The sequence below is a fragment of the Streptomyces kunmingensis genome, from assembly GCF_039533535.1.
In the GTDB taxonomy this organism is placed as follows: Bacteria; Actinomycetota; Actinomycetes; order Streptomycetales; family Streptomycetaceae; genus Streptomyces; species Streptomyces kunmingensis.
In genome coordinates, this window is the sequence record NZ_BAAATS010000040.1 from 35,854 (window position 1) to 51,340 (window position 15,487).

Below are 15,487 nucleotides of genomic sequence, written 5' to 3' on the forward strand. Positions count from 1 at the left end.
GGGAAGCTGACATGACCGAGCCTCTGCTCAGGATCGACGACCTGCGGGTCGACATCGCCACGCGCGACCGCACCGTCCACGCCCTCGACGGCATCTCGCTCGACCTCGCGCCCGGCGAGGCGCTGGGCGTCGTCGGCGAGTCCGGCTGCGGCAAGACCATGACCGCGCTCAGCGTGCTCGGCCTGTTGCCGCCCGGCGGCGCCGTGACCGGCGGCCGGATCCTCTTCGACGGCCACGACCTGGCCGCCGCGCCCGCGCCCGTCCTCCAGGACGTCCGCGGCAACACCATCGGCATGGTCTTCCAGGACCCGCTGACCTCCCTCAATCCGACGATGACGATCGGCGCGCAGGTCGCCGAGCCGCTCCTGCTGCACCGGGGCGTCACGAAGAAGGAGGCGTACGCGCGGGCCGAGGAGACGCTGCGGCTCGTCGGCATGCCGCAGCCGGCCGAGCGCATGTCGGCCTATCCGCACCAGCTGTCCGGCGGCATGCGCCAGCGCGTCGCCATCGCCATGGCGCTGGTCTGCGAGCCGAAACTGCTCATCGCGGACGAGCCGACGACCGCGCTCGACGTGACGACGCAAGCCCAGATCCTGGAGCTCATCGACGATCTGCGGGCGCGGCTCGGCATGGCGATGATCCTGGTCACGCACGACCTCGGCGTCATCGCCAACCGCGTCGACCGGGTGGCCGTGATGTACGCGGGCAAGGTCGCCGAACAGGCGGACGTACGCGGCCTGTTCGCGCGGCCCCGGCACCGCTACACCGAGGCGTTGTTCGCGGCGCTGCCCGAGCGCGCCGCCGACAACGACACCGAACTGCACACGATCGCGGGGCTGCCGCCGAGCCTCACGGTGCGCCCGACGGGCTGCCGGTTCGCGCCGCGCTGCTTGTTCGCGACCGACGAGTGCCGCGAGAGGGAGCCGGTTCTCGTCGACGACGAGGCGCAGGGCGCCGAGCACCGCTTCGCCTGCTTCCACCCGGTGCCGGACGTCCAAGAGGCGGCGCCGGACGCGGTGGTGGCGCCCGCGCCGCTACCCGCGCAGGACACGGCGACCGATGACGTACTGCTCGAACTCGACACGCTGGTCAAGGAGTTCCCGCTCAAGGGCGGTCCGTTCTCCCGCTCCAAGGGGACGGTCAGCGCGGTCGGCGGGGTGTCCCTCACCGTGCGCAGAGGCGAGACGTTCGGCATGGTCGGCGAGTCCGGCTGCGGCAAGACGACCCTCGGCCGGATCGTCGCGGGCCTGGAGGAGCCGACCTCCGGCGCCGTCCGCTTCGAGGGGCGCGACCGCGCGGAGCTCTCGCGCGCCGAGCGCCGGGCGCACCGCAAGCGCGTCCAGCTGATGTTCCAGGACTCGACGGCGGCGATGGACCCGCGCATGCGGGTCGGCGAGATCCTGCGCGAACCGCTCGTCATCCAGGGCGTCGGCAACCGTGCCGAGCAGGAGAAACTGATCGGTGAGCTGCTCGACGCGGTGGGTCTGCCGCGCGGCGCGGTGCACCGCTATCCGCACGAGTTCTCCGGCGGCCAGCGTCAACGTCTGGGCCTGGCACGGGCGTTGACGCTCTCGCCCGAACTGGTGGTGGCGGACGAGCCGGTCTCCGCACTCGACGTGTCCGTGCAGGCGCAGATCCTCAACCTGATGCGGGAGCTGCAGCGCGAGCGCGGCCTCACGTACCTGTTCATCTCGCACGACCTGGCCGTCGTCCGCTACCTCGCGGACACGGTCGGCGTCATGTACCTCGGCAAGCTGGTCGAGGTCGGCCCCGCCGAGCAGGTCTACAACCGTCCGCTGCACCCGTACACGCGCGGGCTGCTCGACACGGTGAACGTACCCGACCCGGAGGCCGCCGCCTCCGGTACGCCGCTGACGGGCGAGACCCCGTCGGCCGCGCGGCCCCCGTCCGGCTGCCGGTTCCGCACGCGGTGCCCGATCGCCCAGGACGTCTGCGCGACGGTCGAGCCGCCGGTGTCGCGCCCGGACTCGCCGGACCACCAGGTGGCGTGCCACTTCCCGCTGGGGGTCGCGGTGCCCGCCTGACCTGCGACACAGCCGCGTCGGGCGGCCATTGTCAGTGGCGGGGTGCAGACTGACGGACACCTGGAGACAACGACGTTTCGGAGGTGTTCGGCATGAGTGATGTGCTGCTGGCCGTGGGCACGCGCAAGGGGCTGTTCCTGGGGCGCAGGCGCGGTGGCGGGCCCTGGGAGTTCGACGAGAGTCCGTACTTCAACGCGCAGGCGGTCTACTCCGTCGCCCTGGACACCCGGACGGACACGCCCCGGCTGCTCGTGGGCGGCGACAGCGCGCACTGGGGGCCGTCCGTCTTCCACTCGGACGACCTCGGGCGTACCTGGACCGAGCCTTCCTCGCCCGCCGTCAAGTTCCCGAAGGACACCGGGACCTCGCTGGAGCGGGTGTGGCAGCTGCACCCGGCGGCAGCCGAACCGGACGTGGTGTACGCGGGCACGGAGCCGGCGGCGCTGTACCGCTCGGCGGACCGGGGCGAGACGTTCGAGCTGTGCCGCCCGCTCTGGGAGCATCCGACGCGCTCCCAGTGGGTGCCGGGCGGCGGCGGTGAGGGCCTGCACACGGTCCTCACGGACGCGCGGGACCCGCAGGCGCTGACGGTGGCGGTGTCGACCGCCGGGGTGTTCCGCTCGGCGGACGGCGGGGCGAGCTGGGCCCCGTCGAACTCGGGGGTGTCCGCCGTCTTCCTGCCCGACCCGGACCCCGAGTTCGGCCAGTGCGTGCACAAGGTGGCGCGGGACGCCGCGGATCCGGACCGGCTGTATCTGCAGAACCACTGGGGCGTGTACCGCAGCGACGACGCGGGCGCGAAGTGGACCGACATCGGGGCGGGGCTGCCGTCGACGTTCGGCTTCGGTGTCGCCGCGCATCCGCACCGCGGCGACACGGCGTACGTCTTCCCGATCACCGCGGACGCGGACCGCGTCCCGGCCGACCGCCGCTGCCGGGTCTACCGCACCCAGGACGCCGGTGCGACCTGGGAGCCGCTGAGCAAGGGGCTGCCCCAGGGCGACCACTACGGCACGGTCCTGCGGGACGCGCTGTGCACGGACGACGCGGACCCGGCGGGCGTGTACTTCGGCAACCGGAACGGGGAGGTGTACGCGTCGGCCGACGACGGCGACAGCTGGCGGCAGGTGGCGTCCCATCTGCCGGACGTGCTGTGCGTGCGCGCGGCGGTCGTGGGGTGAGGCCGTAGCGCCGGGCGGGGGTCAGGGCAGGCGCCAGTCCACCGGCTGTGCGCCGAGCCCTGTCAGCAGGTCGTTGGTGCGGCTGAAGGGGCGGGAGCCGAAGAAACCCCGGTCCGCCGACATGGGCGAGGGGTGCGCGGACTCGATCGCCGGCAACTGCCCGAGCAGGGGGCGCAGGTTACGTGCGTCGCGCCCCCACAGCACGGAGACCAGCGGCTTGTCCCGGGCGACCAGCGCCCGGATCGCCTGCTCGGTGACCTCTTCCCAGCCCTTGCCGCGGTGGGCGCCCGGGGAGCGCGGCGCCGTCGTCAGCGCCCTGTTGAGCAGCAGTACGCCCTGCCGCGTCCAGGGCGTGAGGTCGCCGTTGGAGGGCCGGGGCAGCCCGAGGTCCGCGTGCATCTCCCGGAAGATGTTCTCCAGGCTGCCGGGAAGCGAGCGCACCTCGGGCGACACCGCGAAGCTCAGCCCGATCGCCATACCCGGTGTGGGGTAGGGGTCCTGGCCGACGATGAGCACCCGGACGTCGTCGAACGGCTGCTGAAAAGCCCGCAGGACGTTCGCCCCGGCCGGGAGGTAGGTACGGCCCGAAGCGATCTCGGACCGCAGGAAATCCCCCATGGTCGCGATGCGTTCGGCCACGGGCTCCAGGGCCTTCGCCCAGCCCGCTTCGACAAGTTCGTTCAGAGGTCGTGCTGCCACGACGCGTCACTCTACTGCCACACGGCCGGCCCGCTCCCGACGGGGAAGCCCCCGTACGCGAGGGCACCGCGCAGCGCTAGTCTTCCTCCTCGTCCGTTCCTCCCCGCAGGGGGCCGGAAGCGGGAACAGGCAGCAAGGGAAAGGGATCCGGGTGCGTTCAGCGAGCCAGACGCGGGCTGCCGGGGCGGCGCCGGACGCGGAACGCTGGGTGCTCGGCGTCGACTCCGGCGGCTCCGGCCTGCGCGTCGCGCTCGCCCCCGCCGACGACCTGGCCGGGGCCGCGACCACCGTGTCCCACGAACCGGTGCGCACCGTGGCATCGGGCATCGACCCGGCGCACCTTCTGGAGCAACTCCTGCCCATGGCAGGGGTGTTGCTGGACGCGGTGGGCGGACCGGCCCCGGCCGCGGTCACCGTCGGTGCCGCCGGTATGGCGACCCTCGGAGACGGTCTGCGGGCCGAGCTGCCGGACGCGCTCAAGCGTGAACTGGGCGTCGTACGGCTCGCGTTGGCCGCAGACGCCGTGACCGCGTACGCGGGGGCACTCGGTCAGCGGCCCGGCGCGGTCGTCGCCGCGGGCACCGGCCTCATCGCCCTCGGTACCGGCCTCGACACCTGGCGCCGGGCCGACGGCTGGGGGCATCTGCTCGGCGACAGCGGCGGCGGTGCCTGGATCGGGCGGGCCGGACTCGACGCGGCGATGCGGGCGTTCGACGGGCGGCGCGGCGGCAGCCCGGCACTGCTCGCGCTGGCCGAGGAGCGGTTCGGCCCCGCGGGCGAACTGCCCGGCCGGATCTATCCGCGCACCGACCGGCCCGCCGCGCTGGCCTCGTTCGCCCCGGACGTGGCCCGCTGCGCCGCGTACGACCCGGTCGCCGCGGGGATCCTGCGGGACGGCGCGCGGCACATCGCGGAGGCGGCGGCAGCCGTCTGCCCGGCGGGCGGTGGTGAAGTCGCGCTCACCGGCGGCCTGTTCAAGATGGGCGAACCGCTCCTCGCGCCGCTCAGAGAGGAGCTGGCGGAGCTGCTCCCCGGCGTCACCGCGGTCACCGCCACCGGCGACCCCCTGCACGGTTCGCTGGTGATCGCCGGCGCCCTCGCCGCGGACGGCCTCCGGCTGCCGAGGGAGGGGCGGCTGCTGCACGTCCCGTAGCTCTCGTGTCCGCACCGTCCCGTGGCGGCCGCGCATACGTCCCGTGGTTTTCACGTGCACGTCCTGTAGCTGCCGTGTGCGCGTCCCGTAGCCGTCGCGTGCGCGTCCCGTAGCCGTCGCGTGCGCGTCCCGTAGCCGTCGCGTGCGCGTCCCGTAGCCGTCGCGTGCGCGTCCCGTAGCCGTCGCGTGCGTGCCCTCGTGGCTCTCGTGCACCCCCGCGGACCAGGACACTTGAAGCATCCGTAACTGAACGGACAATCGCGGACGGATACCGCTCAGCTGCCCCCTGACCGAGCACCGGATACCGGCGAGCCAGTAGCATGCGGCGCCATGAGCTCCCCCAACGGGCCCGCTTCCGGCCTGCCTGTACGAATGCCGCGACCTCGCCAGCCCGGACGCCACCGCCGTCCGGAACCCGTGGCCGCTCCCGAGGGCGCACCTGCCCTCGTGCTGGCCGTGCCCGGCACGCCCAGCGCCGCGACGCGCATGCTCGCCGACGAGGTCGTGAGCATCGCACGCTCCGAGCTCCCCGGTCTGGACGCCCGCGTAGGCTTCGTCGACGGGGAGACCACCGATTTCCCGGTGTCCGCCGAGTTCCCCGCCCTCGCGTCCGTGCTCGCGCACGCCGCGAAGGAGCGCACGGCCCGCTTCGAGCAGGCCGTCGCCGCCGGTGTCGAGGCCCCGGCGCCCGAAGGCCCTGTCGCGGTCGTCGTGCCGCTGCTCGCCGGCCCCGACAGCGCGCTGCTGCGCCAGATCCGCCAGTCCATCGCCGACAGCCGTGTCGCCGCCGAGCTGACCGATGTCCTCGGCCCGCACCCGCTGCTGGCCGAGGGGCTGCACGTACGGCTCTCCGAGGCCGGTCTGGCCCGCGCCGACCGGGCCCGCCTGTTCACCGTGGCGACCGCCGCGGACGGCATCATCCTCGCCTCCGTGGGCGGCGAGGAAGCCGTGCAGGCCGCCGGGATCACCGGAATGCTGCTCGCCGCGCGGCTCGCCGTGCCGGTGATCGCCGCCGCGCTCGACGAGGAGGGCGCCATCGCGGCGACCGCCGAGCAGCTGCGCGGCTCCGGCTCGCAGCAGCTGGCGCTCGCGCCGTACCTCGTCGGGCCCGAGCTGGACCCGAGCGTGTGGGAGGCCGCCGCCAAGGATGCGGGGTGTGCTGCCGCGGAGCCGCTGGGGGCGTATCCGGCGATGGGGAAGCTTGCGCTGGGGAAGTACACGGCTGCGTTGGGGATCACTCCCCAGCCGGTTGCCTCCGGCGGTTGAGGCTGGACGACTGCGGGCCCGGGGCTTTGGCCTCGGGCCCGCTGTCGTTTGCCCTTCGGGCTTGTCCTCAAGCGCCCCGGACGGGCTCAAGCGTGTCCTCAATCGCCGGACCGGCTTGGATGGCGCGTCCCGGGCTTGGGCGTCAGTCGAAGATCACGCAGGACGGGGCCGGGGTGCGGATCGAGGCTGTGCGCGTCGGGGTGCCTGTTTGGGGGTTCAGGGTGAACCAGGTGATGTCGCCGGAGCGTTCGTTCGCCGCGTAGAGGTGGCGGCCGGAGGGGTGGAGGGCCAGGTCGCGGGGCCAGTGGCCGCCGCAGGGGGTCGTCGAGCTCAGGGTGGGGTGTTCGCCCGACGCGTCCAGGGTGAAGTGGGAGATGACGTCCTCGCCGCGGGTCGCCGTCCAGAGGAAGCGGCCGTCGGAGGAGATGACGATCGCGGAGGGGTGGGCGTCACCGCGCGGGGCGTCGGCCAGGACCGCGTATTCCGCCAGCGGCTTGAGGATGCCGGTCGTGGCGTCCCACTGGCAGACCGTGAGCGTGGGCGAGAGTTCGTTCAGGACGTACGCATGGCCGCCGGACGGGTGGAAGACCAGGTGGCGGGGGCCCGAGCCGGGGCGCAGGGCCGTCTCGTGGTGCACGGCGAGCCGGCCGTCGGTGAGGGTGCAGACCCGGACCGAGTCCGTACCGAGGTCGACGCTGACCGCCCAGTTGCCGCTCGGGTCCGCCACGACCTGGTGGGCATGCGGGCCCTGCTGGCGCTGCGGGTGGGGGCCCGAACCGGTGTGTCGCAGCACGTCGCGGCCGGATGCGTCCACCGTGCCGTCGGCGCGCAGCGGGAGCGCGGTGACGCTGCCGGAGCCGTAGTTGGCCGTGAGCACGTGGCCGCCCCAGAGGGACAGATGCGTGGGGCCGTCGCCGTCGACCGGGGCGGGCTTGCCGGTCTGGGTCACCGGCGTGGTGTCCGTGCGGAACGCGGCGACCGACCCGTCCGGGGTCTCGCTGACCGCGTACAGCAGTCCGCCCGCGACCGTCAGGTACGAGGGGTCGGCGAGCGCGTCCGTGGCGGCGAGGAGGGTCAGCGAGCCGTCCGTGGCGTCCACGCCGGCGGTGGTGATGCCTGGGCCGCCCGCCGCGGTGAAGGATCCGATGTAGGCCCGCCCTGACTGTGCGCCGGTCACTGCTTCCCCTTTCGGCATGCGGGCCGGGTGCCCGTGCGCCGACCGTAGCAGCCGGTCTAGACCAGGTCCTGACAGGCAGTGGGCCTTTCTTCACACCTCCGGCGTTCGCGCGCGGCCCGGGCGCGGGCGGGGTTCTCAGAGGAAGGCTCTCAAGTGCCGCGACGGGCTGCGTTCCTCGCCGCGGGCCCGTGCGTGGGCGTCGGGGTGGTGGACGTAGGCCGGGGTGCTCTCGACGGTGTCGTACGTGCGGTGGAAGACCGGGGTCGCGGAGCCGGAGATCGGCGGCACGATCCACGACCAGTCGGCGCCGACGGTGCGGCCGCGGGACTCCTCGCGGGCGAGGTGGGTCAGGAAGCGGGTCGACTCGGTGTGGTGGTCGCTGACGGTGACGCCCGCCTGGTCGAAGGAGTGCAGGACCGAACGGTTGAGCTCGACCAGGGCCCGGTCCTTCCACAGGCTGCGGTCGGTGCTCGTGTCGAGCCCGAGTCGGCGGGCGAGGTAGGGCAGGAGGTTGTAGCGGTCGGTGTCGGCGAGGTTGCGGGCGCCTATCTCGGTGCCCATGTACCAGCCGTTGAAGGGGGTCGCGCCGTAACAGATGCCGCCGATCTCCAGGCACATGTTCGACAGCGCGGGTACGGCGTGCCAGCGCAGGCCGAGCTCGGACCACCAGGCGAACTCCGGGTGGTGGAGCGGGACTTCGAGAATCGCGTCCGGTGGCAGTTCGAACCAGCGGGGCGGCTCGTGCGGGACCCGCTGCACGATCAGCGGCAGCACGTCGAAGGGGGTGCCGGCGCCGCCGCGCCAGCCCAGGGCGCGGGCGTACTCCGTCAGGCCCACGCCGCGCGGGTCGCCGATGACGTGACCGTCGCGCTGGACGTAGCCGGCGTAGCGGATGAGCTGTTCGTTCCAGATCCGCGGGCCGGGCCTGCCGGGTGCGTCCGGGGCGAAGACGGTGATCAGGGGGCGGATACGGCCGTCGGTGGTGGCCTGGCGGAGGTGGTCGGCGCAGGCCTCGGCGATCTCCTCGGCGCCGGTGAGGTGGCGCAGGTCGCGCACCCGCAGGGAGCGCCAGTACAGGCGGCCTATGCAGCGGTTGGCGTTGCGCCAGGCGACGCGGGCGCCGAAGACGAGTTCCCGCGAAGTGTGCGTGTAGGTGCCCGTGGCGGCGAGTTCGGCGTCGATCTCGGCGAGCCTGGGGGCCGGGTCGCCCAGCTCCTCCTCGGCATGGTGGCGGAGGACGAAGTCGGCCGCCGCGCGGGCGACCGCACCGGTCGGTCCGCCGCCGCGCCCGGTACGGACGCCGTCGGCGGGCACCGTCCTCCGGTCGTGGCGGGGCGCGTCGGCGGCGGACAGCCAGCCCTCCACGTCCCGTGGCCCGTTCCTGCGCAGGTCGCTTCGCATGACACACCCCAGCGGCTCGACAACGGCGCACGGCTCGCTCCCGCGCGGCCGTGTGCCCAGGTGTCCGATGGCGCGGGGTTACCCCTGGGGCGGTCTGATCCACCCTGTACGTGCCCCGGGAAAGTGCCTCACTCGGGACCGGGTTGTCCACGCCGATGCGAGACAACCACAAGTCGGCCCCGGTGGGCGCCGGGTCACGGACGTACGGGGAGCGTGGGGAACTGCGCGGCGGAGCGCAGGATCCGCTATGCGCTCAGGCTCGCGCGCCGGTCTCCGCGCAGCGGGACGGCGAGGTCGACGAGGGCCTGCTCGAGGGCGTGCAGATGGGCGAGGACGGGTTCGGCCTCGGCCGCCCGGGGCGGGGTGTCGACGCCGCGGGTGTACGGGGCGGGCGCGGTCAGCGCTTCGACCGCGCTCTCCACGCGCCAGCAGGCGGCGGCGAGCCGGGCGTCGTGCGAGGCCTCCGGGTCCGCGGCGACGGAGGCGAGCCCGCGCACTTCGCGTGCGCAGTCGTCGAGGAGGGCGAGCACCTGCCGGGCCCGGCCCTTGCGGGCCCGCAGCGGGCTGAGCGGGTGGACGAGCGGGGCGAGCGAGAGCCGCACGCGGCCGAGCAGGGCCTCCAGCTCGGCGACGCGGGGGGCAGGGTCGGCGGTGGTGGACCCGGCGAGCCGGGCGGCGGCCTCTGCGGTGCAGGCGTGGACGCAGCGCAGGGCGCGTTCGACCCAGGCGTCGGTGACGGAGTGCGTGGTCACCGGCAGGACGAGGAGGACGGCGAGGACGGCGCCGAGCGCTCCGACGGCCGTCTCCCCCACCCGCAGGACAAGGAGGGCGGGATCGAGGACGCCGAGAAGCCCGTACAGCATGCTCGCCATGACGGTGACGGAGAGCATCATCCAGGTGTAGGAGACGGCAGCCGTGTAGAAGATGCCGAAGACGCCGGCCGCGATCACCACGGCGGCCGCGACCTGCTCGTCGTGCAGCGGCACGGCGACCAGGAATCCGAGCACGATGCCGAGCAGGGTGCCGAGGAACCGGCGGAATCCGCGCACCAGCGTCTCGCCGCGCGAGGTGGTGTTCACGAACACCCACCAGGTGGCGCCCACCGCCCAGTACCACCGCTGGTCGGACAGCAGCTGCCCGACGGCGAGCGCGAAGGCCGCGCCCGTGGTCGCCTGGACGGCCTGCCGGGTTGTGATCCGGGCCAGTCCCCGCCCGGTGGCGGGCGCGGGTACCGGGGCGGGCACGGGGGCCCGGCGCTCGTAGCACCACGCCCCGAACCGCACCGCGGACGCGGCGGCGAGCGACATCAGCACCGCCGCGTACAGCTCGGGCAGTTGGCCGGGGGTGGTGTGCAGGAACTGCGCCGCGAAGAAGGTCATGAACGCGAACACGCCGAGCGAGTGGCCGCGCGGCCCCCACCGCCGCGCGTACACGCCCGCTCCTACGACGGTGAGGAACGCCAGGTCGCGGGCGAGGGGCGTCTCGTGCAGCAGGGCGGCGAGAGCCAGCACCGGGAGCCCGACGACCGGCAGCAGCGCCGTCGTCACGGCCTGGCCGCGTACCGTCGGATCGGTCACCGTGAACAGGGCGAGCAGCGCGGCCAGGCCGCCGGTGACGGCCGCCGTCAGCGAATGTCCGGCCGCCCCGCACACCGTCACGGCGAGACCGATGCCGAGCACCGCCCGGCTCGCGAACCGCAGCCGCGCCCGGCCCGGGTCCGGTGCGACGAACGCCCTCTTCAGCAAGTTGCCCCGCTCCTGTCCTGAGTGAGTCCTGAGTGAGTCCCGAGTGGGTCCCGTATGTGCCCTACGCGGGCCGAGTGAGGCCCGGCACGAGTCCCCGCATGAGTCATCACATACGTAAGGCGCCGCGGAGATCCCTTTCGGGATCCGCAGCGCCATCGACATGCGTATCTCAGCACCTGTGGGACTGATGGTTCAACAGGGGCCGAACGTCCTGGGCCAATGGCACAGGACGCGGGGTCCCTCGGCGGCCGGTGGAGGGCCAACGGACCACCACCGGCCGCTCCGTCAGGCCACGTGCGGTCCGCCGAGGTAGGTGCCCGCGCGGTCGTAGGGCCAGGCGTTGGCTGTGCAGCCGTGCAGGCCCTTGATCTGCTGCATCATCGCGGGGGCGGGCCGGCCGGCCCCCGGGCACGTCTCGTGCCCGTGGCCGATGCGGTGGCCCACCTCGTGGTTGACGATCAGAGCCCGGTACTCCCCTATCGGTCCGTCGAACTCCGGCGAACCATCCACCCAGCGGCGCAGATTGACCACCACCGACTCCCCGATGCTGCAGTTCACCTCGCCGCCGGTGTCCAGGCCCGCGGAGCCGCAGAGGCAGTCCACCGTGTGCGGAGTGGCGATCTTGATGATGAAGTCCCGCGGGCCCGAGTCGACGAGCTGGAAGGAGTCGACCCCGTCGCGGCTCCAGCCGCGCGGGTCGCCGAGGATGCCCGCTATCTGGCGCGCGGCGGCATCGGCCTTGACGCCGATCCCGTCCTCCACCAGCACTTTGTAGCGTCGCAGCCGGTGTCCCGGGCCGGCCGCCTCGCCCTCGCCGCGCGCCACGGTGAAGGTGCCCGGGCCGACCACGGGCAGCGCGCCGGGTACGGCGCCCATCGCGGCGGCGCTCGGCCCGCCCCCGGAGCGCACGCACCGTGTGACGGCGAGCTCCTTCGTGTGCTGCCAGTACGCGTACGCGGCGCTGCCCGCGACGAGCACGGAGGCGATCACCGCGCTCGACAGCAGCAGTTGTGTCAGGTGTCTTCGTGCCCTCCCGGCACGGCGCGCCCCATGGCGTCCTCGGTTCACCCTGGCCCCCCCTGGATCGTGAACCCCCTGATCCTGCCACTTGGTTCGGACCAGCTCCCGACCGGCCCGGTGGTTTCAGCCGTCGCCGCCACGCATCACCGCCGGCTCTCCCGTCACCGCGCCGCCGCGATCGCCGCCTTCAATACGTCGCGCAGAGGCGTCGGCTGACGCCCGGTCAGGGAAGCGAGCGCCGGGTCGACCGCCGCGAACTCCCCCTGGCGGCTGGCCTCGAACAGGCCGAGGAGCAGATCCGCCTGCGCCGTCGGCACCCCGTGGGCGACGAGTCCTGCGTGGTACTCCTCATCAGGGACGACGACCCGTTCCACGGTGCGTCCGGCGAGGTCCGAGGCGAGCGCCGCGATGTCCGCGAGGTCGAGGGAGTCGGCGCCGGTGAGCGCCGGGGTCGGGCCGTCGAAGCAGCCCTCGTCGGCCAGCACGAGCGCGGCGGCCTCCGCCAGGTCGGCGTGGGCCGTCCAGGAGACCGGGCCGTCCTGCGGGGCGATCAGGCGCCCGGTGCGGACGGCGTCGCCGAGCATCATGACGGCCGACGTCGCGTAGAAGCCGTTGCGCAGGGTGGTGTGGGCTGCGCCCGACTCCCGCAGGGCCTGCTCGGTGGCGGCGTGGTCGGGCATGGGCGCGAAGGGCGATGTCGGGCTCGCGCCCATGTGGCTCGTGTAGAGGACACGGCGGGCGCCCGCGGCCACGGCCGCCGAGATCGCGGCGCGGTGTCCGGCGACCGTGGCCTCGCCGGTGGAGTCCGCGGAGACGATGAGGACCTGCTCGGCTCCTTCGAAGGTGTGGGCCAGCGTCGCCGGTTCGGCGAAGTCGCCACGGCGCACACGTATGCCGCGTTCGCGCAGGTCTTGGGCTTTGTCGGGGGTGCGGACGCTGACGCCGATCCGGTCGGCGGGGATCCGGTCGAGCAGCCGCTCGACGGTCTTGCGGCCGAGCTGGCCGGTGGCTCCGGTAACGATGATCATGACGCCTCCAGGCGAGGAGTAAGAGCAGGGGCAGGGGTGGCGGCAGCAGACGGCCAGGACGGCCAGGACGGCCAGGACGGCCAGGACGGCCAGGACGGCCAGGACGGCCAGGACGGCCAGGACGGCCAGGACGGCCAGGACGGCCACTAACGACGCTAACGCCATCACGCTAACATCGATAACTTATCGGCGCTAACGCCATGCTGTTACCGTTGCCACATGAGCGTCCACGAAGTCACCGCCGAGGGCGGCCCCCGTGAGCGGATCCTCGCGGCCACGACCAGGCTGCTGACCGAGGGTGGCGAGGAGGCCGTGTCGACGCGCGCGGTCGGCGCGGCGGCCGGGGTGCAGGCCCCGACGATCTACCGGCTCTTCGGTGACAAGCAGGGGCTGCTCGACGCGGCGGCGGCCGAGGGCTTCGCCGCGTATCTCAGCGACAAGACGGAGGTCGAGCCGACCGACGACCCGGTCGCGGATCTGCGCGCCGGCTGGGATCTGCACCTCGACTTCGGGCTCGCCAACCCGGCGCTCTACCTGCTCATGTTCGGCCGCCGGCGCCCCGGCACCGTCCCGCCGCCGGCCGCCGTGGCCGGTTTCGAGGTGCTGGCCACCCACATCCACCGGATCGCCGAAGCGGGCCGGCTGCGGGTCACCGAGGAGCGGGCCGCGCAGTTGGTGCACGCCGCGGGCAGCGGGACGACCGTCACCCTGATCGGGCAGGACGCCGGTCGGCGCGACACCGAGCTGTCGGTGCTCGCGCGCGAGGCGGTCATCGCGGCGATCACCACGGACGCCCCGGCGGCCGAGGCGCCGGGACCGGTCGGCGCGGCGGTCGCGCTGCGCGCGGCACTTCCGGGGACGACGGCGCTGACCGAGACGGAGCAGGCGCTGCTGCGCGAGTGGCTGGACCGGATCGCCCGGCAATAGCGACGGCGCGGACCCGGTCGGCCCTCGCCGCGACTGGGCCGGTCGGGCCCGCGCCTTGGTAGCCATGCGCGTCGATCCAGCGGGCCAGCGCCTGCACCGCGGGCAGGACGGCCTCCATCGGGCCGCGGTGCACAAGGGTCGCTGCCCGTGGAGTGGCGGTAACCGCCGGCGGGGTCGGCCTCGGCCGGGTGCAGCAGTCCCGTCGCGTCGTGGTGACGCAGCATGCGGACCGAGACCCGGCCGTGGCGGGCGAATCTCCGATGGCGGACATGACGTCTCCCACTCCAATGGCCCACACGGTGTCAGGGTCGACCCCGCCACGCGGGCGCATACTTTTGGCCACCTGACGCGTCCGACGTCCCATTGACGGGCCCCCGTCCCACCCGTACGTTCCGACGCGCCGTCATCCCTTCGGCACTCCGAGCCAACCCGAGCCGACCCGAGCCACCTCGAACCACCTCGAGCCATCCGAACCACCCCGCACCGCCCCGAACCACCCCGAGGAAGGAACGACATTCATGCGAAGACGCTTCTGGCCCCGGCAGCCGCTGGCCCTTCTGGCCCTCCCCCTCGCGGGGCTCCTCGCGACCGTCGCCCTGCCGTCCGCCGCGCAGGGTGCGAGTACCGGCTTCACCGGCACTTGGGCCGCCGCGCCCACCGGCGTGCCCGCCTCCGACAGCACCTCGTTCGCCGATCAGACGCTGCGGCAGATCGTGCACACCAGCGTCGCGGGGCGCACGGTGCGTGTCCGGTTCACCAACGAGTTCGGCTCCACCCCGCTGACGATCGGCGAGGCACATGTCGCGCGCCGCGCCGCCGACGGGCCCGCCACCGCCGTCGACCCGGCCACCGACCGGTCGCTGCGGTTCGGCGGCCGCTCCTCGACGACGCTCGCCGCCGGCTCCCAGCGCTGGAGCGACCCGGTCGCCCTGCCCACACCGGCCGGCGGCTCCCTCGTGATCAGCCTCTATCTGCCGCGCCGGGCCGCCGGCACGGTCCACTCCTCGGCGTTCCAGCACGGCTACGTCGCGGCGGGCAATGTCGCGGGCAAGCCCGATGTGACGCCGACCGCGACCATGACGAGCCGGTACTTCCTGTCGGGTGTCGCCGTCGACCGGCACCGGCGCACGGCGGACTCGGCACTGGTGGCGTTCGGCGACTCCATCACCGACGGGTCGAACACACAGATCGACGCCGATCACCGCTGGCCCGATCTGCTCGCCGAACGGCTGCGCGGGGACCGGCGCCTCGCGGGTACCGGCGTGCTGAACGCGGGTATCGGCGGCAACCGCCTGCTGCGCGACCCGAACCCGCCTGCCGGTTCGGGCGCGGAGTCCTACGCCGCCTACTTCGGCGAGAGCGGCCTGAAGCGGTTCGACCGGGACGTACTGCGCCAGCCGGGCGCCCGCGCCGTCGTCGTACTGCTCGGCGTCAACGATCTGGGCCACCCGGGCACCACAGCGCCCGCCTCCGAGGAGGTGTCGGCCGCCGAACTCATCGCCGGATACCGGCAGTTGATCCGCCGGGCCCACGACCGTGGGCTGCAGATCTTCGGGGCGACGATCCTGCCCTTCGAGGGTGACACCCTCGGCTTCTACACACCCCAGCGGGAGGCGGTGCGGCAGGCCGTGAACCGCTGGACCCGCACGAGCGGCAGCTACGACGGAGTCGTGGACTTCGACGCCGCGCTGCGCGACCCCGACGACCCGGGGCGGCTGCTGGCCGCGTACGACAGCGGCGACGGTCTGCACCCGAACGACGCGGGCATGGCCGCGATGGCGGGAGCGTTCCCGCTGCGGCTGCTCCTGAAGCACTGAGCGATCAGCACAGGACACCGAGTGCGAC

General features: G+C 73.6%; 12 protein-coding genes and 1 pseudogene. 6 read left to right on the forward strand and 7 right to left on the reverse strand.

Annotated elements, in window-relative coordinates; genetic code table 11:
• Positions 1-11: 11 nt before the first annotated feature.
• Positions 12-2,045: an ABC transporter ATP-binding protein gene (locus ABD366_RS37275; protein WP_324772916.1), complete on the forward strand. Its 2,034-nt coding sequence runs from the start codon at positions 12-14 to the stop codon at positions 2,043-2,045.
• A gap of 92 nt (positions 2,046-2,137) precedes the next feature.
• Positions 2,138-3,226, forward strand: a complete 1,089-nt coding sequence (locus tag ABD366_RS37280; RefSeq protein ID WP_324772914.1) for a WD40/YVTN/BNR-like repeat-containing protein — start codon at positions 2,138-2,140, stop codon at positions 3,224-3,226.
• Positions 3,227-3,247: 21 nt separating this feature from the next.
• Here the strand turns inward: ABD366_RS37280 and ABD366_RS37285 are convergent, their stop codons facing one another.
• Positions 3,248-3,925: a uracil-DNA glycosylase gene (locus tag ABD366_RS37285; protein ID WP_324772912.1), complete on the reverse strand. Its 678-nt coding sequence runs from the start codon at positions 3,923-3,925 to the stop codon at positions 3,248-3,250.
• Positions 3,926-4,076: 151 nt separating this feature from the next.
• On the opposite strand from ABD366_RS37285, the gene ABD366_RS37290 reads away from it, so the two are divergent.
• A complete protein-coding gene (locus ABD366_RS37290; RefSeq protein WP_344443277.1) occupies positions 4,077-5,078 on the forward strand; it encodes an N-acetylglucosamine kinase in 1,002 nt (333 codons plus the stop codon).
• Positions 5,079-5,408: 330 nt separating this feature from the next.
• Positions 5,409-6,344 carry a sirohydrochlorin chelatase gene (locus tag ABD366_RS37295; protein ID WP_324770033.1) on the forward strand — a complete coding sequence of 312 codons (936 nt, stop codon included), beginning with the start codon at positions 5,409-5,411 and terminating at the stop codon, positions 6,342-6,344.
• A gap of 142 nt (positions 6,345-6,486) precedes the next feature.
• Here the strand turns inward: ABD366_RS37295 and ABD366_RS37300 are convergent, their stop codons facing one another.
• From ABD366_RS37300 to ABD366_RS37320, 5 genes are all read right to left on the reverse strand, one after another.
• Positions 6,487-7,521, reverse strand: coding sequence for a lactonase family protein (locus ABD366_RS37300; RefSeq protein ID WP_324770032.1), 1,035 nt, complete (start codon positions 7,519-7,521; stop codon positions 6,487-6,489).
• A 135-nt stretch (positions 7,522-7,656) separates the two neighbouring features.
• Complete coding sequence (locus ABD366_RS37305) at positions 7,657-8,922, reverse strand: nitric oxide synthase oxygenase (RefSeq protein WP_324770030.1); 1,266 nt, start codon at positions 8,920-8,922, stop codon at positions 7,657-7,659.
• Between the two features lie 245 nt (positions 8,923-9,167).
• On the reverse strand, positions 9,168-10,667 hold the full coding sequence (locus ABD366_RS37310; protein ID WP_324770029.1) for an FUSC family protein: 1,500 nt from the start codon (positions 10,665-10,667) through the stop codon (positions 9,168-9,170).
• A gap of 285 nt (positions 10,668-10,952) precedes the next feature.
• Positions 10,953-11,735 (reverse strand): DUF3152 domain-containing protein, encoded by a 783-nt coding sequence (locus tag ABD366_RS37315; protein WP_411293731.1) that lies wholly within the window; start codon positions 11,733-11,735, stop codon positions 10,953-10,955.
• Positions 11,736-11,848: 113 nt separating this feature from the next.
• Positions 11,849-12,715 carry an NAD(P)H-binding protein gene (locus ABD366_RS37320; protein WP_324770034.1) on the reverse strand — a complete coding sequence of 289 codons (867 nt, stop codon included), beginning with the start codon at positions 12,713-12,715 and terminating at the stop codon, positions 11,849-11,851.
• 219 nt (positions 12,716-12,934) lie between these two features.
• Between ABD366_RS37320 and ABD366_RS37325 the strand changes: the two genes are divergently transcribed.
• Entirely contained in the window at positions 12,935-13,642 is a 708-nt protein-coding gene (locus ABD366_RS37325; protein WP_324768678.1) for a TetR/AcrR family transcriptional regulator, read from the forward strand.
• A 140-nt stretch (positions 13,643-13,782) separates the two neighbouring features.
• On the opposite strand, the pseudogene ABD366_RS43700 reads toward ABD366_RS37325, so the two are convergent.
• Positions 13,783-13,913: pseudogene (locus tag ABD366_RS43700) on the reverse strand (MerR family transcriptional regulator); the annotation flags it as partial.
• A 247-nt stretch (positions 13,914-14,160) separates the two neighbouring features.
• Between ABD366_RS43700 and ABD366_RS37330 the strand changes: the two are divergent.
• Positions 14,161-15,459, forward strand: coding sequence for an SGNH/GDSL hydrolase family protein (locus ABD366_RS37330; protein WP_324768677.1), 1,299 nt, complete (start codon positions 14,161-14,163; stop codon positions 15,457-15,459).
• Positions 15,460-15,487 lie beyond the last annotated feature (28 nt).

What these genes read in the sequence shown, in the direction of transcription:
- ABD366_RS37275 (WP_324772916.1), top strand. Translation starts at nt 12, where the DNA reads ATGACCGAGCCTCTGCTCAGGATCGACGACCTGCGGGTCGACATCGCC.
- ABD366_RS37280 (WP_324772914.1), top strand. Translation starts at nt 2,138, where the DNA reads ATGAGTGATGTGCTGCTGGCCGTGGGCACGCGCAAGGGGCTGTTCCTG.
- ABD366_RS37295 (WP_324770033.1), top strand. Translation starts at nt 5,409, where the DNA reads ATGAGCTCCCCCAACGGGCCCGCTTCCGGCCTGCCTGTACGAATGCCG.
- ABD366_RS37305 (WP_324770030.1), bottom strand. Translation starts at nt 8,922, where the DNA reads ATGCGAAGCGACCTGCGCAGGAACGGGCCACGGGACGTGGAGGGCTGG.
- ABD366_RS37320 (WP_324770034.1), bottom strand. Translation starts at nt 12,715, where the DNA reads ATGATCATCGTTACCGGAGCCACCGGCCAGCTCGGCCGCAAGACCGTC.
- ABD366_RS37325 (WP_324768678.1), top strand. Translation starts at nt 12,935, where the DNA reads ATGAGCGTCCACGAAGTCACCGCCGAGGGCGGCCCCCGTGAGCGGATC.
- ABD366_RS37330 (WP_324768677.1), top strand. Translation starts at nt 14,161, where the DNA reads ATGCGAAGACGCTTCTGGCCCCGGCAGCCGCTGGCCCTTCTGGCCCTC.